The following is a 24,875-nucleotide window of genomic DNA, read 5'->3' on the forward strand; positions in this document are numbered from 1 at the left end:
TCATTGCCGGGAAATACTCACTGTGGCCAAAACGCACGAATCCCGGCCACGCCTTGAGCACCCAGTTGGCGCGCCTGTGAGAAATCTTCAGGACCGACACCGCCGAGCAGATAAACCGGCAGTTGCGCTGTTGCCAGCAACGCCTCAGCGTGTTGCCAACCCAGAGGTTGGGCATCAGGGTGGGTTTGTGTTGCGAGTAACGGTGACAGCGTGACGAAATCCACGCCTAACTGCTGCGCAAGCAACAATTCCTCAGCCGAATGACAGGACGCGGCCAACCAGCGTTCAACTGGAATAGGCCGCTCACCGGAGGCCAACTGACGCAGCTGCTTTGAGGTCAAGTGCCAACCAGTCGCAGGAAAATCACTGAGCCACTCCAGTGGGCCTTTAAGCATCAGTTGAGCACGGCCAGCACAGAGACCGACCGCGTCGAGTGCAAGATCACGATACTGTGGGTCAAACATTTCTGGCGCCCGCAACTGTATCAGACGAACGCCGCCATCTACTGCGCGCTTGATACCTCGCAGCAGCTCACCCGTATCAAGACCTTCTGGGGTAATCAGGTAGTGTTCAGGCAGCCGTGCGGCGGCCACGATAGGCTTGTTCGCCGCTGGGAACTGGTACTCCAGAAGTTGCCGGTTGGTCACCCACATCAATGGCTGACCCTCTGCGCCATGCGGCTCACCCTGAAAAGCCGTGACATCCCATACATCGAGCAGAATTTGCTTGTCTGGGTAGTCGTGCATGATTTGTATAAGCGGCTGCGCAGCCGTCGGCACAATGCCAAGCTCTTCACTCAACTCACGAGCAAGCGCGGCTTCAACTGCCTCGCCCGCTTCCACTTTACCGCCTGGAAATTCCCAGAGCCCGCCTTGATGTTGATCATCCGCACGCTTGGCAATCAGAATTCGGCTAGCGTTTCCACGAATAACGGCAGCGACAACATGTACTCGTTTCACCCAAAATGTTCCTCTTGCGCAGCGTTATACCAGCGCTGAAAGACCGGCCAGTTATAGATAGTCTCAACATAAGCGCGCGCTTCTGCCGGCAATTCAACCTGATAGCTACGCAGGCGGCTGGCCACCGGCGCGTAAACCGCATCGGCAGCGCTTGGCTGGCCAAACAGGAATGGTCCATCCTGAGCAAATGCAGCACGACATTCCGCCCACAACGCACAAACCACCTGTATATCGATAGCGACTTCAGCGGGCATATCGGTCAGAGGCTGATCACGCTGCAGGTCCATCGGCATGTGTGTACGCAAGGCAACGAAACCACTGTGCATTTGCGCACAAACACTGCGGGCGACAGCGCGAGCATAGGTGTCACGCGGCCACAACGCAGCTTGCGGATATTGTTCGGCAAGGTATTCAATAATTGCCAAAGAGTCCCATACCGGGCCTTCAGCTGTTTTCAGCAGCGGTACTTTACCGGACGGTGAGTGCAGGGCAATACGTTGAGCGGTATCCGCCTTGTTCAGCCCGATGAGTATTTCAGAATAGCTGGCACCCGCCAGCTCAAGCGCAAGAGCCGCGCGCAATGACCAGGAAGAATAGCGTTTATCCCCAATGACTAATTGCAGCGACATGGATACTCTCCGGCGACTTAGAGTGGGTCATGGTAACGCGGGGCAATGCAGCCCCGCGCTAGGTCGAGGCCTTGATTACGTGCGATATTCTGCGTTGATCTTAACGTACTCATGCGACAAGTCAGTGGTCCAAATGGTTTCGCTACTCGCGCCACGCCCCAACTCAATACGTATGGTAATTTCCGCCTCAGCCATCACCGCCGAGCCTTGCTCTTCGGTGTAAGTGTCTGCCCGGCAGCCTTTGCTGGCGATACACACATCGCCGAGGAAGACATCAATCTTGCTGACATCAAGCTGCGCTACACCCGCGCGGCCAACTGCGGCAAGAATGCGCCCCCAGTTAGGGTCGGATGCGAACAGCGCGGTTTTGATCAGTGGTGAATGTGCAACGGCATAACCCACATCCAAGCACTCCTGATGCGTCGCGCCGCCGTTAACAACAACAGTAACAAACTTGGTCGCACCCTCACCGTCACGAACGATGGCTTGAGCAACCTCCATGCACACCTCAAATACTGCCTGCTTCAATGCCGCAAAGTAAGCGCCTTTGGCTTGGCTGATTTCGTCCAGTTCGGCCTTGCCGGTTGCGACCAGCATGCAGCAATCATTGGTTGAGGTATCGCCATCAATGGTGATGCGGTTGAACGATTTGTTCGCCGCATCACGCAGCAAATCCTGGAGCACGCCTTGGCTAACCTTGGCATCAGTGGCGATGTAGCCGAGCATGGTCGCCATGTTGGGCTTGATCATGCCAGCGCCCTTGCTGATACCAGTGACGGTAACGGTGACGCCTTCATGAACGAACTGGCGGCTAGCGCCTTTAGGCAAGGTGTCAGTGGTCATGATGCCCGTTGCGGCATCCGCCCAGTTATTCTCTGATAGGTTATCAAGCGCCGCTTGCAGGGCGCTTTCGATCTTCTCAACCGGTAACGGCTCGCCAATCACACCGGTTGAGAACGGCAATACTGACTGCTCATCGACACCGGCAAGCTCAGCCAGCCTGGCGCAGGTACGCGCGGCATTTTCCAACCCAGGTTCACCGGTGCCCGCATTGGCATTGCCCGTGTTGGTGAGCAGGTAACGCACTGAACCGAGCACCCGCTTTTTAGCCAAGATAACCGGCGCTGCGCAAAATGAGTTGAGGGTAAATACGCCAGCAACACTTGAGCCTTCAGCGCAGCGCATGACGACAACATCTTTTCGCCCCGGGCGCTTGATACCAGCACTCGCGATTCCCAGTTCAAAGCCTGCAACTGGGTGCAGGGTAGACAGCGGGCCAAGACCTACAGCCATGAATAAACTCCTTGAGATGTTGAAGCGTCATGCGGTTAGTTGGATGGTAAAACGCCGCGATCGGTTTAACCGGTCGCGGCGTTTACGGGTCAGTCGAGCTTAACTACTTTCAATCACCTTGGCAGCCAGTGGCGAGCCAAGGCTATATCAATTAGCCCAGCTGCCCGTGGCAATGTTTGTATTTCTTGCCAGAACCACAAGGACAAGGTTCATTACGTCCGATCTTCTGATCAACGCGTACAGGTACAGTGGTCCCAGTCGCGTCATCGTTTTGCGGCTCAACTTCTGGCTGATCCAGAGCAGAAGCTTCAGCATGCTGAAACTGCATGCGTGCGGCCATGGTCTCAGCTTCGCGACGCAGACGTTCTTCTTCCTCGACCGGATCTTCACGACGAACCTGGACATGCGAAAGCACACGGATGGTGTCGCGCTTGATCGAATCAAGCAGCTCTTGGAACAAGGTGAATGACTCGCGCTTGTACTCTTGCTTTGGGTTCTTCTGGGCGTAACCGCGCAAGTGAATACCGTGACGCAGGTGATCCATTGTCGACAGGTGATCTTTCCACAGGTCATCAAGAACACGCAGCAGGATCTGCTTCTCGAAGGTGCGCAGAGCTTCCGCGCTGGCTTGTTCTTCCTTCTCGTTATAAGCGCTGATCAGCTCCTGAAGAATGCGCTCACGCAGGGTTTCTTCATAGAGTTTGTGATCATCATCCAACCACTGCTGGATCGGCAGATTAATACCGAAACCAGTGTAAATCGCAGATTCCAGACCGGTTACATCCCACTGTTCTGGCAGTGACTGCGGTGGAATATGCTCATTGATGGTGCTTTCAAGAACTTCCTGGCGGAACTCCTCGATGGTTGCGCCAATTTCTTCCGAGGCCAACAGCGTATTACGCATGTGATAAATCACTTTACGCTGTTCGTTTGCCACGTCATCAAATTCGAGCAACTGCTTACGCATGTCGAAGTTACGACCTTCAACCTTACGCTGAGCCTTCTCAATAGCGTTGCTCACCATGCGGTGCTCAATCGCTTCGCCCGGCTGCATGCCCAGCGCCTTCATGAAGTTCTTCACTCGATCAGAAGCGAAGATACGCATCAGGCTGTCTTCAAGCGACAGATAGAAACGGCTGGAACCTGGGTCACCCTGGCGACCGGAACGTCCACGCAACTGGTTGTCGATACGTCGTGATTCGTGACGTTCCGAGGCAATTACATGCAGACCGCCCGATTCAATCACCGCCTGATGACGCTTCTGCCAGTCAGCCTTGACCTGAGCAACTTGTTCATCAGTTGGGTTTTCCAGCGCTGCAACTTCAACTTCCCAGTTACCGCCCAGGAGAATGTCAGTACCACGACCGGCCATGTTGGTGGCGATAGTCAGCGCGCCTGGACGGCCAGCCTGAGCAATGATTTCTGCTTCTTTTTCGTGGAACTTAGCGTTAAGAACCTTGTGCTCGATCCCCTGCTTGTTGAGCAAGGCCGACATGTACTCGGAGGTTTCAATCGAGGCAGTACCCACCAGAATCGGGCGACCTTGTGCCTGACACTCCTGGATGTCCGCGACAATCGCAGCGTATTTCTCTTCCTGAGTCAGATAGACCAGATCATTGAAGTCTTTACGCGCCAACGCACGGTTGGTTGGGATAACCATGACCTCAAGCCCGTAAATCTGGTGAAACTCGAACGCTTCAGTGTCAGCTGTACCGGTCATGCCAGACAGCTTGTTGTATAAGCGGAAGTAGTTCTGGAAGGTGGTGGACGCAAGCGTCTGGCTTTCAGCCTGAATGTTCAGACCTTCTTTAGCTTCGATCGCCTGGTGCAGGCCTTCGGACAAACGACGGCCAGGCATGGTACGACCGGTGTGCTCGTCGATCAGCAAGACTTGATCGTTCTGTACGATGTACTCGACATTACGATGGAACAACTTGTGCGCACGCAGGCCAGCATAGACGTGGGTCAGCAGGCCAAGGTTGTGTGCGGAGTAAAGGCTTTCACCCTCAGCGAGCAAACCGGCCTGAGTCAAAATGTCTTCAATGAACTGGTGACCCTGTTCATTGAGTTCAACCTGACGTGTTTTTTCATCAACGGTGTAGTGACCTTCTTTGGTCACCACGCCTTCTTCTTCCTCGACATGCAGCTCAAGTCGCGGGATCAGGTTGTTGATCTCAACGTACATTTTTGAGCTGTCTTCGGCCTGACCAGAGATGATCAATGGCGTACGTGCTTCGTCGATTAGAATCGAGTCGACTTCGTCGATTACCGCGAAGTTGAGTTCACGCTGGAACTTGTCTTCCAGACTGAACGCCATGTTGTCGCGCAGATAATCGAAACCAAATTCGTTGTTGGTGCCGTAGGTAATGTCGGAGGCGTAGGCAATACGCTTTTCTTCTGGCGGCATGAACGGCGTAACGATACCTACGGATAAGCCGAGGAATTCGTACAGTGGACGCATCCAGTTGGCGTCACGACGAGCCAGGTAGTCGTTGACCGTAACCACATGCACGCCTTTACCGGCCAATGCATTGAGGTACACCGCCAGAGTCGCCACGAGGGTTTTACCCTCACCGGTGCGCATTTCGGCAATTTTGCCTTCATGCAAGGTCATCGCTCCGATCAACTGCACATCGAAGTGACGCATGCCCATTACTCGCTTACCAGCCTCACGGGCCACGGCAAACGCCTCAGCCAATAGCTGATCAAGCGTTTCACCTTTGGCTAAACGAGCTTTGAATTCTTCGGTTTTGGCACGCAGCTGCTCATCGGAGAGCGCAAGCATCTGCTCCTCAAAGGCATTAACGGACTGAACCGCCTTGAGCAAGCGCTTAACCTCACGCTCATTCTTGCTTCCAAAGAGTTTTTTCAACAAAGGCGCAAACATATCGACAGGTTCTTCCCACACGTATGGATGGAGGGCGACCCACTAGTCGCCCATGCAGCCCTAATGGCTGCGTGCGAAGGGGGCATTCTACCCGGAAACGAAGATGATGAAAGCGGCGTTATTAGTTGCCGCTTACACGAGCTATGTAGCTGGAAGGATTTACCACTCGACCAAGCTTAGTTACTTCGAAGTGCACATGATACCCCGTGGAGCGGCCCGTGCTACCAACCAGAGCAATTGTTTGCCCTCGCTTGACCAGATCACCGACTTGCACCACGTTGCGTTTATTGTGCGCATAAAGGGTTGTGTAACCATCTGCATGGCTAACCTCAACCACATTACCATAACCGTTTTTACGCCCGGAAAAGGTTACAACGCCCGCCGCAACAGAAATCACAGGACTTCCTGCCTTAGCAGCGAAATCAACACCTTTATGCACAGTGGCACGCCCGGTCAACGGGTGTATACGACGACCAAAGGGTGAAGATACATACCCTTGCAGGACTGGACGGCCCGCCAAATACTCAGCTTCGGTGAGCCGACGCTCAGCCAATAACTGCTCAAGCACCTCTAGCTGCTGCTCACGGCTGTCTAGCTGCAAAGCCAGATCATCCAGCGTGCTCATGAATGCCGGTGGCGCATAGGCAGCGCTACCATAAGCATCCTCAGCGCCACCCTGCCCCACGTTAAGCGAGAAGTCGAACTCGCTTGAGTCGATATCTGCCAGCTCGGTCAGGCGCTCACCCAGCGCGTCCAGGCGCGTCAAACGTGCCTGTAGTTCTGCAACATAGACAGCGAATGCGTCAAGTTGACGCTGCGCATCCACGCGTACAGCTCCCACTTCGGCACGCTGTTCATCAAGCGCCTGGTTAATTATTTGGCTGTCATCATGCGCAACCGCCTCGGTTTGAGGTGATATTTGCACACCGACAAAAGTGCCGAGGCTGAGCGAAACGCCCACCAACATGAATATTCCCGCCACCAGCCACCTTAAATCGAAGCTTAATGTTCGGGCAGCGCCATGGCGCCGACTGAGTAAAATTATTTGCACGACTTCCCCTTTTGGTGGACCCCAAGTAGGTAGCAGCATTTCTGCTACCATGGCGATTCCACAAACGTAGGCGTCCAGCCATGACTTTTCGTCCGTTGCCAGCTAAAGCTCCCGCCGCGCTATTGCGCGAAGCGAAGCCCCTGCAAGCCTTGTTTAATCAAGCTCAGCGGCTTGATCAACTGCAGCGCTTGCTTGAGAGCCAGCTTCAACCTGCTGCCAGAGAGCACTGTCATGTAGCGACCTGGCGTGAAGGTTGTTTGCTTCTTATTGTCACGGATGGACACTGGGCCACCCGCCTGCGTTATCAGCAAAAACGTCTGCTCAAACAGCTGCAGACACTCGAAGCGTTCGCGACATTAACCAAGATCCACTTCAAGGTGCAACCGCCAACAGCTGAAAGGCGTGCGGGACGTCGCACAATTATCCTATCGGACAGTGCCGCCGAGAACATTCAAGCCACAGCCGAAGGTATAAGCGACCCAACATTGCGCGCAGCCCTTGAGCGACTGGCCAAGCACACCAAGCCCGCCGACTGACTTCACTGACAAGCCAACAAGCCAACAAGCCAACAAGCCAACAAAAATCCAGCTGGAGTGTTGTAGCAACTTCCCTGTATCGAAACATTTAATAAAAAAGGCCACCTGACGGTGGCCTTAAGCGTAAAGCGGAGAGTGTTCGGTTTAACCCGCAGCCACAGGACGCATATAGGAAATCGGCGCGTTCTTCGGATCATCAAAGGTCACAGTTTCCCAAGCATCCGGCTGCGCAATCAGCTCGCGCAGCAAACGGTTGTTCAGGGCGTGTCCAGATTTGAAACCACGGAACTCACCAATCAAGCTGTTACCCAGCAGATACAGATCGCCGATCGCATCTAGAATCTTGTGCTTAACAAATTCGTCCTCATAACGCAGGCCGTCTTCGTTCAACACGCGATTTTCGTCTACCACGATTGCGTTATCTACACTGCCACCGAGCGCAAGGTTCTGCGAACGCAGGAACTCGATATCGCGCATAAAACCAAATGTGCGCGCCCGGCTGACTTCCTTAACAAAGGAAGTGCTGGAGAAGTCAACGCTTGCCATTTGCGTACGGTCACGGAAAACAGGGTGATCAAAATCGATTTCGAAACTCACCTTGAACCCTTCGAATGGTACGAAGGTGGCGCGCTTGTCGCCCTCCTCCACAGTCACTTCGCGAATGATTCGGATGAATTTCTTAGCCGCTTCCTGCTCTTGCAGGCCTGCGGATTGAATCAGGAAAACAAAAGGACCCGCACTGCCGTCCATGATCGGGACTTCGGATGCAGAGAGTTCGACGTAGGCGTTATCGATGCCCAGGCCTGCCATGGCCGAAAGCAAGTGCTCTACAGTATCCACCTTGACGTCACCATTAACCAACGTGGTTGACATGGTGGTTTCACCGACATTGCACGCCCGCGCAGCAATTTCTACGACGGGGTCTAGGTCGGTACGTCGGAACACGATACCGGTGTCCACGGGTGCCGGCTTCAGGGTCAGATAAACCTTTTCCCCGGAATGCAGGCCGACGCCAGTGGCGCGGATAATGTTCTTTAAGGTGCGTTGTCTGATCATGTCTCTGGCCGCTATAGCGCTAGTTGCGAATTGTTTTCAACAATGGCCGGCGATAATAGCAGAACCGGCCTTTGCTGAATACCAATCACCCTAATGCTCCTGATACATTTCATTAATCGGCCTGACGGCGCAAGAACGCAGGGATATCCAGATAGTCCAGATCGTCTTGCGGATTCAGCTTAGCTGCAGTCGCAGCACCGTGGCTCTGACGCTGAACGGTTGGACGCTCATAGTCTTTGTAGTTAACGGTTTGCTCGCTACGTGGCGCAGCAGTCGCAGCTGGAGCCGACTGCGAGGTTGACGGAGCCGAAACCGGCGCAGCGCTAACCTGAACAGTGTTGTCGATAACCTTAACTGGCTTCTCGATTTTCGCACCCAGACCCGTTGCAACAACTGTTACGTGCAGCTCATCGCGCATATCCGGGTCGATCACGGTGCCGACTTTAACGGTGGCGTGCTCGGAAGCGAATTGCTCAATGATGTTACCCACGTCGGAGTATTCACCCAACGAAAGGTCTGGACCGGCAGTGATGTTAACCAGGATGCCACGCGCGCCCTGCAGGTTTACATCTTCCAGCAGTGGGTTGCGGATAGCCGCTTCAGTTGCTTCACGCGCACGGTTCGGACCACTGGCGCAACCAGTGCCCATCATCGCCATGCCCATTTCGCTCATCACGGTTTTAACGTCAGCAAAGTCGACGTTGATCATACCTGGACGCTTGATGATGTCGGAGATACCGCGCACAGCACCTGCCAATACATCGTCAGCCTTAGCGAAAGCCGACAGCAAGCTGGCGTCTTTGCCGAGGATAGTCAGCAGTTTTTCGTTAGGAATGGTGATCAGCGAATCAACGCTTTGCGACAGAGAACGGATGCCCTCTTCAGCAATTTGCATACGCTTACGGCCTTCGAACGGGAACGGACGCGTTACCACGGCAACGGTCAGAATACCCATCTCTTTGGCGACTTCAGCGATCACTGGAGCAGCGCCGGTACCGGTACCGCCACCCATACCTGTGGTAATAAAGACCATGTCTGTGCCTTGCAGCACTTCAGCAATGCGCTCGCGGTCTTCCATAGCGGCCTGACGGCCAACTTCTGGGTTTGCACCAGCACCCAGACCTTTAGTCACGCCAGTGCCAAGTTGCAGCACGGTGCGCGCACCAATGTTTTTCAACGCTTGAGCGTCGGTGTTGGCGCAAATAAATTCAACGCCTTCGATGTTACTGACGCACATGTGGTTCACGGCATTACCGCCACCGCCACCGACACCAATAACTTTGATAACTGCGCTCTGCGGGATGTTATCTACGAGTTCGAACATTTTCCCTCTCCTTTACACTCTAGTTTTGTAACGCCTACTGCACACGCTCAAACAACCTCTGAAAAATCAGAAGTTGCCCTGCACCCAACGCTTTAAACGTTCAAGTACGGGTTCTTTTTTGTCTTCGCTGAAACCACTGCTGCCAACCGAAGACATGGAAATTCCGTCGGCTTGCTTTTGCAGGCCGTACAGCAACAAGCCAACGCCTGTTGAATAAATTGGATTACGCACCACATCACCCAGACCTTTAACGCCTTGAGCAACACCCAGGCGCACGGGCATATGGAAGATTTCCTCCGCCAACTCGACCGCACCTTCCATCTTCGAGGTGCCACCGGTCAGGACGATGCCCGCCGGAATCAAGTCCTCATAACCGCTACGACGCAGCTCTGCCTGAATCAGGGTGAACAGTTCGTCATAACGCGGTTCAACCACCTCGGCCAGCGTCTGGCGAGACAAATCACGCGGGGCACGATCGCCTACGCTAGGCACTTTGATGGTTTCGCCCGGACCTGCCAGCTTGGCCAGTGCGCAGGCATAACGAATCTTGATTTCTTCGGCGTATTGCGTCGGTGTACGCAGCGCCATGGCGATGTCGTTGGTGACTTGATCACCCGCAATCGGGATCACCGCGGTGTGGCGAATCGCGCCTTCGGTGAAAATGCAGATGTCGGTCGTACCGCCGCCGATATCAACCAGGCAAACACCCAACTCTTTCTCGTCGTCAGTCAGCACTGCGTAGGCAGAGGCCAGTTGCTCAAGAATGATGTCGTCAACTTCAAGGCCGCAGCGGCGTACGCACTTCTCGATATTCTGAGCAGCATTAACCGCGCAGGTGACCACATGAACCTTGGCCTCCAAACGCACGCCAGACATTCCCAGAGGCTCGCGAACACCCTCTTGATTGTCGATCACGTAATCCTGCGGCAAGGTGTGCAATACACGCTGATCTGCCGGGATGGCGACTGCCTGAGCCGCATCAAGCACACGCTCAAGGTCGGCACGGCTCACTTCGCGATCACGGATAGCGACGATGCCGTGGGAGTTGAGACTACGGATGTGATTGCCAGCGACGCCGACGAAAGCCGAGTGGATACGGCAGCCAGCCATCAACTGCGCCTCTTCGACTGCACGCTGGATCGACAGTACCGTCGACTCAATATTAACCACCACGCCCTTCTTCAGGCCGCGTGATGGATGCGTACCGATACCGACGATCTCTAATTGGCCGTCCGGGGTAACTTCACCCACCAGCGCCACCACTTTAGAGGTGCCAATGTCGAGGCCGACGATCATCTTGCCACTCTCAACGTTTGCCATGTGTATTGCCTTCTCCTGATTCACTGCACAGCAGCGGTTTCGGCCGCTGTGGGCGCTACCGGCTGACGCCACGCAACGGCTAGGCCGTTGGAGTAACGCAGATCGATACGCGCGATATTCGCGATTTGCTCTTTCAATTCTTTGTCGTAAATGGCAATGAATCGGCGCATTTTTTCAACCAGGTGATCACGCCCCAACAGCAGCGCAACCCCCTGCGATGTCACTAAAAACCAGCTTCCACGCTCACGCAATTCAAGCCGGGCGACTGAGAACCCCATAGGCCGCAGCATCTGACTAAGCACTTGGTATTGCTGCATAACCCGCTGCTGCGCACGCTTAGGACCGTACAACTGCGGTAAATGTTCGTACTCAGCCAATCCTTCTGGCGCGAACGCCTGACCCTGGTTGTTCAACAGCGAGCCATCTCCCCAACGGGCGATCGGCATTTGCTCTTCCAGGCTGACCACAATCTGGTCTGGCCACACACGGCGCACAGCCGCACTGGCGATCCATGGCATTTGTTCCAACTCGTGGCGCAACCCCTTCAAGTCGACACTGAAAAACTTCGACTTGATGAACGGTGCGATTCGCTCCTGCACCACTTGTTGACTGACATAACTCAGCTCACCCTCAACACTGACCTTGGCAATCGGCCGGTCGACATAAGGCATAAGACGCACAGACAACTCATAGGCACCAAAACCCAAAGCCAGCAGCAACAACGGCCAAGTCAGACGCTTCAGGAACGTCAGATCAGCTTTGCGCAAGCGCGTACCAGCCGGCTCCTTCTCCACCAAACGACTGGCGCCGCGCTGCGCAGGCTTACCGCGCACGGGTGCACGGGTAGCTCCTGGCTGATGGCGGGCAATGGCGTTCATGACTTAACCCCGGGCCTCAATACTGTCGGCCAAAATCGCCAACACCAACTGTTGAAAATCCAAACCGGCGGCCTGCGCTGCCATCGGCACCAAGCTGTGGTCTGTCATGCCCGGCACCGTGTTGACTTCAAGTAACCAGAAAGCACCGCTGGCATCCTGCATCACGTCTGCACGTGCCCACCCCTGCACACCGACTGCATCACAAGCACGCTTGGTCAGTTCCTTGAGCTCAAGCTCCTTGGCTGCGTCCAGGCCGCAGGGAATGCGGTATTGAGTGTCATTCGCCAGGTACTTGGCGTCGTAGTCGTAAAAGCTGTGCGGCGTGCCCAAACCGATCACTGGCAGCACCTGACCGCGCAATGTCGAGATGGTGTATTCAGGACCGTGGATCCACTGCTCGACCAGCACTTGGCTGTCGTATCGGATCGCGTCTTTCCACGCAGCAATCAGCTCTTCAGCACTGTTGACCTTGGCCATGCCGATGCTCGAACCTTCATGCGCAGGCTTGACGATCAGCGGAAAGCCCAGATCACTGGCCGCTGCCTGACAGTCTTCAACACTCGCCAGCACAGCGTGACGCGGTGTCGGCAAGCCAAGGCTTTGCCACACTTGCTTGGTCCGCAATTTGTCCATGGCCAAAGCCGATGCAAGGATGCCGCTGCCGGTGTACGGAATACCCGCGCACTCCAGCAAGCCCTGCATGCTGCCGTCTTCCCCGCCACGGCCGTGAAGCACGATAAAAGCGCGGTCAATTTTTTCGTTGAGCAAACGCTGCAGCAAGTCATCACCGACATCGATACCGAACGCGTCAACGCCAGCGGTTTGCAGTGCCTTGAGCACGGCATTGCCCGACTTCAGCGAAACCTCACGCTCGGCACTCTTGCCGCCGAACAACACGGCAACACGACCGAAGGCACTGACAGGCAGTTCTGACTTCAAACCGCTAAACACTTGGCCACTCATTTCGACTTACCTACAGCCGCACTAAACAGCGGGCTCTGCACTAGTTGTGGGGCCAAGCCACCGATATCGCCTGCGCCTTGGCACAACAGAATGTCGCCTGCGCGTAGCAGTGGCTTGATCAGCGGAGCGAGGTCAACGCCGCGCTCGATATAAATAGGGTCCAACTGGCCGCGCTGACGGATGCTGTGGCACAGCTGACGGCTATCGGCGCCAGGAATCGGCTCCTCACCGGCTGGATACACTTCCATCAACAACAGCACATTGGTTTCACCGAGCACCTGCACGAAATCGTCGTACAAATCGCGGGTACGGCTGAAGCGGTGCGGCTGGTAAACCATCACCAAACGGCGCTCTGGCCAGCCACCACGTACAGCCTTGATCACTGCAGCAACTTCACGCGGGTGATGACCGTAGTCATCCACCAACATCACTTCACCGCCTTCAACTGGCAGCTCGCCGTAAACCTGGAAGCGCCGGCCAACGCCTTCAAAGCCAGACAAACCCTGTACGATCGCTTCGTCAGAGATGCCTTCATCGGTTGCAATGGCGATAGTTGCCAATGCATTGAGTACGTTATGGTTGCCGGGCATATTGACCGACACCTCAAGCGGCTCACTGTCGCGACGCAACACGGTGAAGAAGGTTTGCATACCTTGCTGACGGACATTGATAGCGCGCACATCAGCGTCTTCATCAAAGCCGTAAGTCATGGTTGGGCGCGCCACCTGCGGCAGAATTTCGCGCACAACCGGGTCATCCACACACATCACTGCCAAACCATAAAACGGCAGGTTGTGCAGGAACTCGACAAAGGTTTTCTTCAAGCGATTGAAGTCACCCTCATAGGTGCTCATGTGGTCCATATCGATATTGGTTACGACCGCAACCATCGGCTGCAGATGCAGGAAGCTGGCATCGCTTTCATCCGCTTCAGCAATCAGGTAACGGCTGGTGCCAAGCTGTGCATTCGTACCGGCAGCATTGAGACGGCCACCGATCACAAATGTTGGGTCAAGGCCGCCAGCAGCAAATACCGAAGCCAGCAGGCTGGTCGTGGTGGTTTTACCGTGAGTACCGGCAACCGCAACGCCATGCCTGTAACGCATTAGCTCGGCGAGCATCTCGGCGCGAGGCACCACTGGGATACGCCGATCAAGCGCAACCGCGACTTCCGGATTCGATGTATTGACCGCACTCGACACCACCAATACATCAGCGCTTTCGGCGTTTTCAGCACGGTGACCAATAAAGATCTGCGCACCAAAACTCTTCAGGCGCTCAGTCACGGCCGACTCTTTAAGGTCAGAGCCAGACACCTGATAACCAAGGTTGAGTAATACCTCGGCAATGCCACACATGCCTGCGCCGCCGATGCCGACGAAGTGGATTCTGCGAATACGGCGCATCTCAGGCTGGGGATATGCTTTTTGATTCTCAACCACGGGCCACCTCCAGGCAGATATCAACGACAGTGCGGGTTGCGTCAGGTTTCGCCAGTTGACGTGCTTTGGCGGCCATTGCGGTCAGTTGTTCGGAGTGCATCAAAACCTCGGTCAGCTGTGCAGCAAGCGCGGCTGCATCAGTGGAGCGTTGTGGCAGGAGGATGGCTGCACCCTCACCTACCAAATAATCTGCATTGCGTGTTTGGTGATCGTCGATGGCATGGGGCAGCGGAATCAAAAATGCAGCCAGCCCCGCTGCAGCCAACTCACTGATGGTCAGCGCGCCAGCACGACAAACCACCAGATCAGCCCAGGCGTAGGCCTGCGCCATGTCTTTGATAAACGGTGCGACCTGCGCTTCGACGCCTACTTCGCGATAACGTTCGCCAGTAATTTCAGCGTGTTGTTTGCCAGCCTGGTGGAACACTTCAGGCTGCAATTCGGCAGGTACAAGCGCGAGGGCCGCTGGCAGTATTTTGTTAAGCGGTTCGGCGCCCAAACTGCCGCCCATCACCAGTAACCGTGGCTTGCGGTTCTGCAAGCTGTCACGCGGGGTTTCAAGGAACAGTTCTTCGCGTACAGGGTTACCGGTTGTGCGACGTTTGCCCGACGCGGCAAAGGTATTCGGGAAGGCTTCGCACACACGGCTGGCAAATGGCACCAAGCTGCGGTTAGCCGTACCGGCCACAGCATTTTGCTCGTGGATGATCAATGGCGCGCCAGCCAACTTGGCAGCCAACCCGCCGGGACCGGTGACGTAACCGCCCATGCCGAGCACACAAACAGGCTCAAGTTTGCGCATCACTTTGCGTGCCTGAAACAATGCTTTGAGCAATTGAAAAGGTGCTTTGAGCAATGACAGCTTGCCCTTGCCACGCAAACCCGTGACATCAATAAGGTGCAGCGGCAAACCGGCGGCAGGCACCAATTCGTTTTCAATGCCGCACGGCGTACCTAGCCAGTGGACGCTGTAGCCACGGGCTTTGAATTCAGCCGCACAGGCCAATGCCGGGAACACATGCCCGCCGGTACCGCCAGCCATAATCAGCACATTACCGCGCATGATTGACCTCCTTGGCAGTACTCAGCTTGCTTGGCTGTTCTTCGGCGAAGTCAGACTCATCGAACTCGACGTCTTCACTGCCAAGTTGGTTGCGGCACTCCCATTCGATACGCAGCAGCAATGCCAGACTGACACAGCAGATAACCAGCGAGCTGCCGCCGTAACTAAGGAAAGGCAGAGTCAAACCCTTAGTCGGCAACAAACCAATGTTCACCCCAATGTTGATCAAGAACTGACCAATCCATAGAAATGCCAGACCGTACGCGGTGTAAGCAGCAAAGAACTGCTTGGCACGTTCAGCCCACAGACCTATGTACAGGGCACGGACGCAAACGAATACGAACAAGGCAACCGTCGCCAGCGCGCCGACCATGCCGAGCTCTTCGGCGAGTACCGCGAACACGAAATCGGTGTGCGCTTCTGGCAGGTAGAACTGCTTCTGGATGCTATTACCCAAGCCAACGCCAAACCATTCGCCACGACCGAAGGCAATCAATGCCTGACTGAGCTGGTAACCCGCACCGAATTGATCGGCCCATGGGTCGGCAAAGTTAGTCATACGCGCCCAGCGATACGGGTCTTGTACCAGTGCGGTAACAGCACCAACAGCCAGCAACACCATGAGACCAAAACGGAACAGACCCACGCCGCCGAGAAATAGCATTGCAGCCGCCGCGCCGAACATCACCACGGTAGCGCCAAAGTCAGGCTCAGCCAGCAACAGTGCGGCCATCGGCAGTAGCACGACAAACGGTTTGAAGAAACCAGCCCAGCTTTCGCGAACTTCTTCCTGACGGCGCACCAAGTAACCGGCGAGGTAAATCACCGCAAACACCTTGGCAATTTCAGAAGGCTGGACGTTGAAGGCACCGAAGCCAATCCAGCGCATCGAGCCATTCACTTCACGGCCCACGCCTGGAATCAACACGACTACCAACATGCCGATGGCGGCGATCAGTAAAATCCAACCACAACGCTGCCAGGTCGCTATAGGAATCATCACCACCACCACTGCCGCGCCTAGGCCAATCAGCAGGTATATAAGGTGGCGAATCATGTAGTACAGCGGATTGCCGGTGTTGACTGCAGCCACTTCGGTTGAAGCCGATGAAATCATCACCAACCCCAAACCCAGCAGCGCCAAGCAACCCGCGAGCAAGCCAAAGTCCATGTCAAAACCGCGACGACTAAAGAATGGCGAAGGATAAGGACGCAGGAAGGACAACATTAGTTGAGTCCCTCCACTGCCTGCGAGAACATGCGCCCGCGCTCTTCAAAGTTTTTGAACATGTCGAGACTGGCACACGCTGGCGAGAGCAACACAGCATCACCCGACTCAGCCAGTTCAGCGCTGCGCTGAACTGCTTCTTCCAGGGATTTAACGTGGATCAACGGTGCGGCATCACCCAACGCCTGCGCCAAACGTTCAGCGTCACGACCCAGCAACACCACGGCGCGGCAGAAACTGGCGACAGGTTTGCGCAGCGCAGAGAAATCAGCACCCTTGCCATCTCCGCCCGCAATCAATAGCAACTTGCCTTGGATGTCGGCGCCTAAGCCTTCAATGGCTGCAATCGCAGCGCCAACGTTAGTCGCTTTGGAGTCATCGTAGTAATTAACCCCCTTGCGCTCACCAACCCATTGGCAACGGTGCACCAGACCGCTGAATTTCTTCAAGGTCTCCAACATCGCCGCCATCGGCAGGCCAACGGCATGACCTAAAGCCAATGCCGCCAATGCATTTGACTGGTTGTGCCCGCCGCGAATTTTCAACTCGCGCACGGGCATCAAACGTTCAAACTTGAAGCCAAGGTACTTCTCACCGTTTTCTTCTATCAGGCCGAAGCGCTGGAAGTCCGGCTTGCCCAGGCCGTAGCTCCAGCAAGGTACTTGATCGGCAATCAGCGGGCGCGACAGCGCGTCGTCACGGTTAACCACAACCTGCTTGGCGCCACGGAAAATGCGGTGTTTAGCCAAGTGATAGGCTGGTAAGCCGGTGTAGCGGTCCATGTGGTCTTCGCTGATGTTCAGGCAAGTCGCTACTTCAGCATTCAGTTGATCAGTCGTCTCCAACTGGAAACTCGACAATTCCATGACGTACAGCTCAATGTCATCGCTCAGCAGATCAAGGGCTGGCGTGCCCAGGTTACCGCCAACAGCAACTTTTTTACCGGCCGCCGCAGCCATTTCACCCACCAAGGTAGTGACTGTACTTTTCGCGTTGGAGCCGGTGATCGCAATGATTGGCGCCTTCGCGTGACGTGCGAACAGTTCGATATCACCGGAGATTTTCACCCCACGGCTCGCCGCTTCTTGCAACGCAGGGGTCGAAACCGCGATGCCTGGGCTAACCAACAACTCACTGGCGCGGCAAAGGAATTCAACGTCCAGATCACCGCAACGCACTTCCACCTGCGGATACTGTTCACGCAAGGTGCTCAGCTCCGGCGGGTTCGCACGCGTATCAACCACAGCAAAGCGCACACCTTGGCGCGCTAGGAAGCGCACCAGAGACATGCCGCTCTTGCCGAGGCCGACAATAATGCGGAAGTGATCAGAAGCAATCAGACTCATTTGGTCCTCAGCGCAGTTTAAGTGTGGCAAGGCCGATCAACACCAAAATCACGGTGATGATCCAGAAACGAACGATGACGCGTGGTTCAGGCCAGCCCTTGAGTTCAAAGTGATGATGAATCGGTGCCATGCGGAAAACCCGCTTGCCGGTTAGCTTGAAAGATGCGACCTGAATGATCACCGACAGGGTTTCCATCACGAACACGCCGCCCATGATGAACAGCACCACTTCCTGACGCACGATCACGGCAATGGTGCCCAGCGCTGCACCCAATGCCAGCGCGCCAACGTCGCCCATGAACACTTGGGCTGGGTAAGTGTTAAACCAGAGGAAGCCCAAGCCAGCACCCACCAACGCAGCGCAGAATACGATCAGCTCGCCAGCACCCGGTACGTATGGAATCAACAGGTAATCGGCAAACTTCACGTTACCCGACAGATAGCAGAAGATGCCCAGCGCGCCGCCAACCATTACCGTTGGCAGAATGGCCAGGCCATCGAGGCCGTCAGTCAAGTTGACCGCATTGCTTGAGCCGACAATAACCAGATAAGTCAGGATCACGAAGCCAGCGCCCAAAGGGATGCTGACATCTTTAAGCAATGGCAGGATCAGCGTGGTTTCGACCGGCGTTTGCGCAGTGACGAAAAGAAAGATTGCCGCGCCCAGACCAAATACCGACTGCCAAAAATACTTCCAGCGGCTCGGCAAACCACGTGAGTTTTTCTCGATCACTTTGCGATAGTCATCAACCCAGCCGATGGCACCGAACAGCAACGTAACCGCCAGAACCACCCACACATAACGGTTGCTCAGGTCTGCCCAAAGCAAGGTACTGATGGCAATCGCCGAAAGAATGAGTGCGCCGCCCATGGTAGGCGTACCTTTTTTCGACAGATGCGACTGCGGGCCATCATTGCGCACCGACTGGCCAATCTGACGGATTTGCAGGGTGCGGATCATCCACGGACCCAGGCACAGCGACAGCGCCAGTGCTGTAAGCACACCCAGGATCCCGCGCAGTGTCAGGTATTGAAACACTGCGAAGCCCGTGTGGAACTGTTGCAGGTATTCAGCCAGCAGCAGCAGCATTAGTGTTTCTCCCCAGACGTGCCACAAAGCGCCGCCACGATGTTTTCCATCGCGGCGCTGCGTGAACCTTTAATTAGAATTGTTGTGTCGCTGCTCTCAGCTTTCAGGGCTTCGATCAGACTGGCTTGATCGGCGAAATGCCGACCATTTTCTGCAAACTCTTCTACCGCATAAGTCATCAGCGGGCCGACGGCGTAGAGCGCATCAACCTTACCTTTGGCGTAGTGCCCAACATCACGGTGGCTTTGCTCAGCCCAGCCGCCCAGCTCGCCCATGTCACCCAAGACCAGTACTTTGTGTCCTGAAAAACCGGAGAGGATGTCAATCGCCGCACAAATTGACGCAGGATTGGCGTTGTAGCTGTCATCGATCACGCGCATGCCAGTGTCAGTCAACTGCGCTACAGCGCGGCCTTTGACCGGAAGCAATGCTTCAAGGCCAGTTTTGATATCAACCAACGGAACGGACAACGCGCTAGCAGCCGCAGCCGCAGCCAAGGCATTGCCGACGTTGTGCTCACCGAGCAAATTGAGCTGTATACGCGCCTGCCCATGCTCGCTGTGCAAATGGAAATTTGAGCAGCCACGGCAGTCGCGAGCGACCTCACTGGCAAAGAAATCAGCCTCACTGTTGTGCACCGAGAAGCTCAGCAGCGCCCTGCCCTTGGCCTTTTCAGCCCATGTAGCGAATGCTTTATCGTCAAGATTGAGCACTGCCACGCCGCCAGCATCGAGGCCTTGCAAAATCTCGCCCTTGGCTTCAACAATTTTTTCGGGGCCGCCAAACTCACCCACATGCGCAGTACCGGCATTGGTGATGATGGCAACATGCGGCTTGGCCAAGGCCACGGTGTAAGCGATTTCACCTACCCCGGATGCGCCCAACTCGATCACCGCCGCCTTATGCTCCGGTCCCAACTCCAGCAGAGTCAGTGGAGCACCCAGCTCGTTATTCAGGTTGCCGCGAGTGGCCAACACCGCATCGCCATGTTCAACAAAGGCTTCGCGCAGGATACTGGCGAGCATTTCCTTAACAGTGGTTTTACCGCTGGAACCAGTCACCGCGACCAAAGGTCCACCAAACGCCTGACGATTAAGTGCGCCCAGCTGCCCCAAAGCACGGCGCGTATCAGCGACGAGCAACTGTGGCAGCGGCGAGTTCGGCACTTCACGCTCGACCAGTGCGGCGACTGCGCCCTTGGCGCTCACTTCCGACAGGTAATTGTGTCCATCAAAGTTCGGCCCGGTCAGCGCCACAAACAATTGCCCGGGTTTGATCGAACGGCTATCAGTGCCGACAGCAGCAAAGGCGCAATCCTGGCCTATCAGCCGCGCATTCAGTGCCTCAGTGATTTCGCTCAGTCGCAGGGCCTTAAGCATGCGCTACCTCCCAAGCAGACAAGGCTTTCGCCGCTTCCTGCAAGTCGGAAAATGGCTGACGCACACCGTTAATCTCCTGGTAGTCCTCGTGGCCCTTACCGGCCAGCACCACCACATCGTCGCTGTTTGCCGCGCCGATCACTTGGGCGATGGCCACGCCGCGGCCAGCAATGAACCGTGCGCTGTCAGCATTCGCCAAACCGTCATGAATATCGGCGAAGATTTGCTCAGGTTTCTCGCTACGTGGATTGTCATCAGTGACGATGACTTGATCAGCCAAGCGCTCAACAACGGTTGCCATCAGCGGACGCTTGCCGCGATCACGGTCGCCGCCACAGCCAAACACGCAGAGCAGTTTGCCCTTGACGTGTGGGCGCAAGGCTTCGAGTACCTTTTCCAGGGCATCCGGCGTGTGCGCGTAGTCAACGACAACCAGCGGCTGCTTGACCCCAGCAACATCTACTCCACCAAGGCGCTGCATACGACCAATTGGCCCCTGCAAGCCTGGCAAGACTTTAAGAATTTCATCCAGTGCGTAGTCCAGCCCGAGCAAAGCCCCAACCACTGCGAGCAAATTGCTCAGGTTGAAACGGCCCAACAATGAACTGCGCAGACTGCCTTCGCCGCGCGGGGTGACCAATGTGGCGCGCACGCCTTGGTCATCAAACTGTATGTCGCGGCAATGCAGATAGGCGTCAGAGTTATCCAGGCTGTAACTGATCAAGCGTGACTCATGCTTTTGCAGCGCCAATTGCTGACCAAATGCATCATCAAGATTAATCACCCGGCAACGCAGGCTCGACCAATTAAACAGCTTGGCCTTGGCAGCGGCGTAAGCTTCCATCGTACCGTGATAATCAAGATGATCACGGGACAGGTTGGTGAACACCGCGACGTTGAAATCAAGCGCAGCAACTCGACCTTGGTCAAGCCCGTGCGAAGACACTTCCATCGCCAATGCCCGCGCCCCTGACTTTTTCAGGTCAGCAAGCACTGCTTGTACACCAATTGGATCTGGCGTGGTGTGCAGACCTTGAGCCAGACCGTTATAAAAACCATTGCCTAACGTGCCGACAATTCCACAGCGCTCGCCAAGGGTGTCAAGCGCCTGCGCCAGCAACTGGCTGACACTGGTTTTACCGTTAGTGCCGGTGATGCCAACCATGTGCAAGCCGCGACTAGGTTCGCCATAAAAGCGTCCAGCGATGGCCGACAACTGACCCGCCAAATCCTTGATTGCAACCAGCTCGGCTTTATCGACACTCATATCGAAAGCGCCGCCAGCTTCATAGGCCACTGCAGCTGCACCACGCTCAAGCGCATCGGCAATGTGCTCGCGGCCATCTTGATTGAGCCCCGGCACCGCCAAAAACAGATCGCCCGGACGCACTTTGCGGCTGTCCAGAGTCAGTTCGCGGATCAAAACGCTGCTGCTAGCTTTGGGCAACAGCTGATTAAGAGGCATTGGCATTAGCCGCGCCCTCCCTTGCTCGATGAGGCATCGACTGTTTTCACTTCTTCAGACGGCAGATTGTCTGGCGTAACGTTCATCATGCGCAGGCCACCGGCCATGACCCGGCTGAATACCGGCGCCGAAACAAGACCACCGTAATAACCATCTTTAGTCGGTTCATCGATCACCACAGCCAATGCAATGCGCGGATTATGGGACGGCGCAAAGCCGGCAAACAGCGATCGATATGAATGCGGGGTATAGCCCTTGGTGCCGGTGGTCGTTTTACGCGCCGTGCCACTCTTGCCTGCAACGTGATAGCCAGGCACCTTGGCGCGATACACTCCGCCCGGCGCTTCAATCACTTGCTGCAACATGCCTTGCACGGTCTTGGCGATGTCTTCTGGAATAACCTGCACGCTATCAGGGGTTTTATCGACGCGGATCATCGACAAAGGCACTGATTTACCGTTATTTGCGAGCACTGTGTAGGCGTGTGCGAGCTGAACAGCCGTCACAGAAAGGCCGTATCCATAAGCAAGAGTTGCAGTCTCCGCCGGCCCCCATTTGCGATGGTTTGGCAGATTACCAACCCGCTCCCCTGGGAAACTCAGGCCGGTATCCTGGCCGAAGCCCACTTGCTGCATAACGCTGTAGATCGACTCTGCACCGATATCGAACGCGACCTTGCTGATCCCGACGTTACTCGACTTGATCAAAATACCGGTCAGATCGAGCATACCGTTGTTACGCGATACATCGCGAATTGTGTACTTGCCGATACGCAGCCAGCCTGGTGCTACGTTTACCGTATCACTTGGTTTCCAGCGACCAGTTTCCAGCGCAGCACTGATCGAGAACGGCTTAACCGTCGAGCCCGGTTCAAACACATCAGTCATTGCACGGTTGCGCATTGCCGCAGGATGGATGGTGCGACGATTATTTGGGTTGTACGTTGGCTGGTTAACCATGGCGAGAACTTCGCCGGTTTTAACATCAACCATCACCAGACTGCCCGCCTTGGCACCGAACTCGACCAGAGCATTACGCAGCTCGCGGTGCGCAAGATATTGCAGACGCAGGTCAATCGACAGCGCCAGTGCCTTGCCTGCTTTGGCGTTCTGCGTAACCTGCACATCTTTAATCAAACGGCCACGACGATCCTTGAGCACCTGGCGCTTGCCCGGCACGCCAGCCAGCCACTCATCAAACGCCAACTCCATACCTTCACGGCCGCGATCATCCACGTCGGTAAAGCCAACAACGTGCGCAGCAACTTCGCCAGCTGGATAGAAACGGCGGAACTCTTCAATTGAATAAACACCAGGCACTTTAAGGTCGAGAATTTTCTGACCTTGCTCTGGCGTCAAACCACGCACCAAATACATAAACTCACGCTTAGCGTGAGATTGTAGGCGCTTGGCGAAATCATCCGGATCCTGCCCCAAGGCTTCAGCCAGCGTTGGCCACATACCTTTGGCTGCTTGCAATTCTTTACCGTTGGCCCAGAGCGTGGTCACTGGTGTGCTTACCGCCAACGGCTCACCGTTACGATCAGTTATCAAGCCGCGGTGCGCAGGGATTGGAATATGGCGAACGCTACGCGCATCACCATGTGCCTGCAGGAAGTCGTGGTCAAAAATCTGCAAGTCGACAATACGCCAAACGATCGCGCCGACCATGGCTGCGAAGAGCAGCAAGACGAGGCGAAAACGCCAAGGATAAAGCGCGCCCTCAAGATTCATCATGGCTTCACCATGCGCACTTCGGCGGCGTCTGGGATGCGCATGTTCAGCTGTTCGCTGGCCAGTGTTTCGATACGGTTATGCGCAGTCCAAGTGCTTTGCTCAAGAATCAAGCGTCCCCATTCCGCCTGGGCTTTATCACGCACGCTCAGCTCGGAATAAAGCTCGTTGAGCAGCTGGCGATTCCAATGCGAGCAATAAGATACAGCCAGGGATGAAACCAGCACTGCAATAAACAGCATCAGCATCAACACGCTGCCGCGCGGAAAGGATTTCACCATGCGCAGGTTCATCGCAGCTTCTCCGCGATACGCATGACAGCGCTACGCGAGCGCGGATTAGCCTTGAGTTCGGCTTCAGATGCGAAAACCGGCTTACCTATAAGCTTCAGACGTGGCTCAAAGGCTTTTGGAATGATTGGCAAGTCACGCGGCAATTTGTCTTGCTCGCCTTTGGCGTGCTTGCGCATGAACTGCTTAACAATTCGGTCTTCCAGCGAGTGGAAGCTGATCACCACAAGACGACCACCGACCTCAAGAGTCTCCAGCGCAGCATCAAGCCCCAGGTGCAAATCACCCAGCTCGTTGTTGATAAAAATGCGCAAGCCTTGGAATGCACGCGTGGCCGGGTTTTTACCCTTTTCCCAGGCAGGATTGGCGACGGTTAGCACTTGAGCCAGATCAGCGGTACGCTCAAACGGCTGCTCTGCACGACGCATAACCACGGCGCGCGCCATGCGTTTTGAAAAACGCTCTTCGCCGTACTCTTTAAAAACCCGGGCAATTTCTTCCTCGCTGGCACTGGCAATCCACTGCGCAGCGCTCACGCCGCGTGACGGATCCATGCGCATATCCAGCGGACCGTCATTGAGAAAGCTAAAACCGCGAGTGGCGTCATCCAGCTGAGGCGAGGAAACACCCAGATCCAGAAGAATGCCGCTGACCTTACCCGACAGGTCGCGGACAGCCGCCTCAGCAGAAAGTTCCGCAAAACTTCTCTGTACAACGACAAAGCGGCCGTCTTCGGCCGCTAGCGCATTCCCTGTGGCGATTGCCAGGGGGTCTTTATCGAACCCCAGCAATTGGCCATCAGGGCCTAGTGACTCGAGTATGAGCCGACTGTGTCCGCCTCTGCCGAAGGTGCCGTCCATATAGCGACCATCCGCGCGCACAGCCAGCCCTTCGACAGCCTCGTCGAGTAGCACGGTTATATGGCGGAAATCACTATTCATAG

At 55.5% G+C, this 24,875-nt stretch carries 21 protein-coding genes; 1 reads left to right on the forward strand and 20 read right to left on the reverse strand.

The features are described 5' to 3' along the window. Nucleotides 1-17 precede the first annotated feature (17 nt). From B9K09_RS17645 to B9K09_RS17665, 5 genes are all read right to left on the reverse strand, one after another. Nucleotides 18-959: a Nudix family hydrolase gene (locus B9K09_RS17645; RefSeq protein ID WP_087518045.1), complete on the reverse strand. Its 942-nt coding sequence runs from the start codon at nucleotides 957-959 to the stop codon at nucleotides 18-20. Continuing rightward, nucleotides 956-1,588 (reverse strand): glutathione S-transferase, encoded by a 633-nt coding sequence (locus B9K09_RS17650; protein ID WP_087518046.1) that lies wholly within the window; start codon nucleotides 1,586-1,588, stop codon nucleotides 956-958. Before B9K09_RS17650 ends, B9K09_RS17645 begins: the two co-directional genes overlap by 4 nt. Before the next feature lie 75 nt (nucleotides 1,589-1,663). Continuing rightward, nucleotides 1,664-2,881: a bifunctional glutamate N-acetyltransferase/amino-acid acetyltransferase ArgJ gene (gene argJ / locus B9K09_RS17655; protein WP_087518047.1), complete on the reverse strand. Its 1,218-nt coding sequence runs from the start codon at nucleotides 2,879-2,881 to the stop codon at nucleotides 1,664-1,666. 151 nt (nucleotides 2,882-3,032) lie between these two features. Beyond that, nucleotides 3,033-5,768 (reverse strand): preprotein translocase subunit SecA, encoded by a 2,736-nt coding sequence (gene secA, locus B9K09_RS17660; RefSeq protein ID WP_087518048.1) that lies wholly within the window; start codon nucleotides 5,766-5,768, stop codon nucleotides 3,033-3,035. A 121-nt stretch (nucleotides 5,769-5,889) separates the two neighbouring features. Beyond that, the gene (locus B9K09_RS17665; protein ID WP_087519154.1) at nucleotides 5,890-6,819 is read right to left on the reverse strand and encodes a M23 family metallopeptidase; all 930 of its coding nucleotides are present in this window, start codon (nucleotides 6,817-6,819) and stop codon (nucleotides 5,890-5,892) included. 80 nt (nucleotides 6,820-6,899) lie between these two features. Between B9K09_RS17665 and B9K09_RS17670 the strand changes: the two genes are divergently transcribed. Next, nucleotides 6,900-7,355 carry a DUF721 domain-containing protein gene (locus tag B9K09_RS17670; protein ID WP_087518049.1) on the forward strand — a complete coding sequence of 152 codons (456 nt, stop codon included), beginning with the start codon at nucleotides 6,900-6,902 and terminating at the stop codon, nucleotides 7,353-7,355. 144 nt (nucleotides 7,356-7,499) lie between these two features. Here B9K09_RS17670 and lpxC read toward each other — a convergent pair whose 3' ends face one another. The 15 genes from lpxC to rsmH form a co-directional block, all read right to left on the reverse strand. Next, on the reverse strand, nucleotides 7,500-8,411 hold the full coding sequence (lpxC, locus tag B9K09_RS17675; protein ID WP_087518050.1) for a UDP-3-O-acyl-N-acetylglucosamine deacetylase: 912 nt from the start codon (nucleotides 8,409-8,411) through the stop codon (nucleotides 7,500-7,502). Nucleotides 8,412-8,523: 112 nt separating this feature from the next. Then, on the reverse strand, nucleotides 8,524-9,735 hold the full coding sequence (gene ftsZ / locus B9K09_RS17680) for a cell division protein FtsZ (RefSeq protein WP_087518051.1): 1,212 nt from the start codon (nucleotides 9,733-9,735) through the stop codon (nucleotides 8,524-8,526). Nucleotides 9,736-9,801: 66 nt separating this feature from the next. Then, nucleotides 9,802-11,055 carry a cell division protein FtsA gene (gene ftsA, locus B9K09_RS17685; protein ID WP_087518052.1) on the reverse strand — a complete coding sequence of 418 codons (1,254 nt, stop codon included), beginning with the start codon at nucleotides 11,053-11,055 and terminating at the stop codon, nucleotides 9,802-9,804. A 20-nt stretch (nucleotides 11,056-11,075) separates the two neighbouring features. Beyond that, nucleotides 11,076-11,933, reverse strand: a complete 858-nt coding sequence (locus B9K09_RS17690) for a cell division protein FtsQ/DivIB (protein WP_087518053.1) — start codon at nucleotides 11,931-11,933, stop codon at nucleotides 11,076-11,078. Nucleotides 11,934-11,936: 3 nt separating this feature from the next. Beyond that, nucleotides 11,937-12,896 (reverse strand): D-alanine--D-alanine ligase, encoded by a 960-nt coding sequence (locus B9K09_RS17695; protein ID WP_087518054.1) that lies wholly within the window; start codon nucleotides 12,894-12,896, stop codon nucleotides 11,937-11,939. Next, the gene (murC, locus tag B9K09_RS17700; RefSeq protein ID WP_218192003.1) at nucleotides 12,893-14,302 is read right to left on the reverse strand and encodes a UDP-N-acetylmuramate--L-alanine ligase; all 1,410 of its coding nucleotides are present in this window, start codon (nucleotides 14,300-14,302) and stop codon (nucleotides 12,893-12,895) included. The genes B9K09_RS17695 and murC overlap by 4 nt, the downstream gene beginning before the upstream one ends. Nucleotides 14,303-14,330: 28 nt before the next feature. Beyond that, nucleotides 14,331-15,401, reverse strand: coding sequence for an undecaprenyldiphospho-muramoylpentapeptide beta-N-acetylglucosaminyltransferase (gene murG, locus B9K09_RS17705; protein ID WP_087518056.1), 1,071 nt, complete (start codon nucleotides 15,399-15,401; stop codon nucleotides 14,331-14,333). Then, the gene (ftsW, locus tag B9K09_RS17710; protein WP_087518057.1) at nucleotides 15,391-16,629 is read right to left on the reverse strand and encodes a putative lipid II flippase FtsW; all 1,239 of its coding nucleotides are present in this window, start codon (nucleotides 16,627-16,629) and stop codon (nucleotides 15,391-15,393) included. The genes murG and ftsW overlap by 11 nt, the downstream gene beginning before the upstream one ends. Then, the gene (gene murD / locus B9K09_RS17715) at nucleotides 16,629-17,975 is read right to left on the reverse strand and encodes a UDP-N-acetylmuramoyl-L-alanine--D-glutamate ligase (RefSeq protein WP_087518058.1); all 1,347 of its coding nucleotides are present in this window, start codon (nucleotides 17,973-17,975) and stop codon (nucleotides 16,629-16,631) included. The genes ftsW and murD overlap by 1 nt, the downstream gene beginning before the upstream one ends. A gap of 7 nt (nucleotides 17,976-17,982) precedes the next feature. Then, nucleotides 17,983-19,065 (reverse strand): phospho-N-acetylmuramoyl-pentapeptide-transferase, encoded by a 1,083-nt coding sequence (gene mraY, locus B9K09_RS17720; protein ID WP_087518059.1) that lies wholly within the window; start codon nucleotides 19,063-19,065, stop codon nucleotides 17,983-17,985. After that, on the reverse strand, nucleotides 19,065-20,444 hold the full coding sequence (murF, locus tag B9K09_RS17725; RefSeq protein WP_087518060.1) for a UDP-N-acetylmuramoyl-tripeptide--D-alanyl-D-alanine ligase: 1,380 nt from the start codon (nucleotides 20,442-20,444) through the stop codon (nucleotides 19,065-19,067). The genes mraY and murF overlap by 1 nt, the downstream gene beginning before the upstream one ends. After that, on the reverse strand, nucleotides 20,437-21,915 hold the full coding sequence (locus B9K09_RS17730; protein ID WP_087518061.1) for a UDP-N-acetylmuramoyl-L-alanyl-D-glutamate--2,6-diaminopimelate ligase: 1,479 nt from the start codon (nucleotides 21,913-21,915) through the stop codon (nucleotides 20,437-20,439). The genes murF and B9K09_RS17730 overlap by 8 nt, the downstream gene beginning before the upstream one ends. Continuing rightward, a complete protein-coding gene (locus tag B9K09_RS17735; RefSeq protein ID WP_371917414.1) occupies nucleotides 21,915-23,645 on the reverse strand; it encodes a peptidoglycan D,D-transpeptidase FtsI family protein in 1,731 nt (576 codons plus the stop codon). Before B9K09_RS17735 ends, B9K09_RS17730 begins: the two co-directional genes overlap by 1 nt. After that, on the reverse strand, nucleotides 23,642-23,935 hold the full coding sequence (gene ftsL / locus B9K09_RS17740; protein ID WP_087518063.1) for a cell division protein FtsL: 294 nt from the start codon (nucleotides 23,933-23,935) through the stop codon (nucleotides 23,642-23,644). Before ftsL ends, B9K09_RS17735 begins: the two co-directional genes overlap by 4 nt. Beyond that, a complete protein-coding gene (gene rsmH / locus B9K09_RS17745; RefSeq protein WP_087518064.1) occupies nucleotides 23,932-24,873 on the reverse strand; it encodes a 16S rRNA (cytosine(1402)-N(4))-methyltransferase RsmH in 942 nt (313 codons plus the stop codon). Before rsmH ends, ftsL begins: the two co-directional genes overlap by 4 nt. Nucleotides 24,874-24,875: the final 2 nt, after the last annotated feature.

The sequence above is a fragment of the Pseudomonas sp. M30-35 genome, from assembly GCF_002163625.1.
Classification (GTDB): Bacteria; Pseudomonadota; Gammaproteobacteria; order Pseudomonadales; family Pseudomonadaceae; genus Aquipseudomonas.

Bases quoted from the DNA above. Each gene is read 5' to 3' on its own strand.
- B9K09_RS17650 (WP_087518046.1), bottom strand. From the start codon at position 1,588: ATGTCGCTGCAATTAGTCATTGGGGATAAACGCTATTCTTCCTGGTCA.
- argJ (WP_087518047.1), bottom strand. From the start codon at position 2,881: ATGGCTGTAGGTCTTGGCCCGCTGTCTACCCTGCACCCAGTTGCAGGC.
- secA (WP_087518048.1), bottom strand. From the start codon at position 5,768: ATGTTTGCGCCTTTGTTGAAAAAACTCTTTGGAAGCAAGAATGAGCGT.
- B9K09_RS17670 (WP_087518049.1), top strand. From the start codon at position 6,900: ATGACTTTTCGTCCGTTGCCAGCTAAAGCTCCCGCCGCGCTATTGCGC.
- lpxC (WP_087518050.1), bottom strand. From the start codon at position 8,411: ATGATCAGACAACGCACCTTAAAGAACATTATCCGCGCCACTGGCGTC.
- ftsZ (WP_087518051.1), bottom strand. From the start codon at position 9,735: ATGTTCGAACTCGTAGATAACATCCCGCAGAGCGCAGTTATCAAAGTT.
- ftsA (WP_087518052.1), bottom strand. From the start codon at position 11,055: ATGGCAAACGTTGAGAGTGGCAAGATGATCGTCGGCCTCGACATTGGC.
- B9K09_RS17690 (WP_087518053.1), bottom strand. From the start codon at position 11,933: ATGAACGCCATTGCCCGCCATCAGCCAGGAGCTACCCGTGCACCCGTG.
- B9K09_RS17695 (WP_087518054.1), bottom strand. From the start codon at position 12,896: ATGAGTGGCCAAGTGTTTAGCGGTTTGAAGTCAGAACTGCCTGTCAGT.
- murC (WP_218192003.1), bottom strand. From the start codon at position 14,302: ATGCGCCGTATTCGCAGAATCCACTTCGTCGGCATCGGCGGCGCAGGC.
- murG (WP_087518056.1), bottom strand. From the start codon at position 15,401: ATGCGCGGTAATGTGCTGATTATGGCTGGCGGTACCGGCGGGCATGTG.
- ftsW (WP_087518057.1), bottom strand. From the start codon at position 16,629: ATGTTGTCCTTCCTGCGTCCTTATCCTTCGCCATTCTTTAGTCGTCGC.
- murD (WP_087518058.1), bottom strand. From the start codon at position 17,975: ATGAGTCTGATTGCTTCTGATCACTTCCGCATTATTGTCGGCCTCGGC.
- mraY (WP_087518059.1), bottom strand. From the start codon at position 19,065: ATGCTGCTGCTGCTGGCTGAATACCTGCAACAGTTCCACACGGGCTTC.
- murF (WP_087518060.1), bottom strand. From the start codon at position 20,444: ATGCTTAAGGCCCTGCGACTGAGCGAAATCACTGAGGCACTGAATGCG.
- B9K09_RS17730 (WP_087518061.1), bottom strand. From the start codon at position 21,915: ATGCCAATGCCTCTTAATCAGCTGTTGCCCAAAGCTAGCAGCAGCGTT.
- B9K09_RS17735 (WP_371917414.1), bottom strand. From the start codon at position 23,645: ATGATGAATCTTGAGGGCGCGCTTTATCCTTGGCGTTTTCGCCTCGTC.
- ftsL (WP_087518063.1), bottom strand. From the start codon at position 23,935: ATGAACCTGCGCATGGTGAAATCCTTTCCGCGCGGCAGCGTGTTGATG.
- rsmH (WP_087518064.1), bottom strand. From the start codon at position 24,873: ATGAATAGTGATTTCCGCCATATAACCGTGCTACTCGACGAGGCTGTC.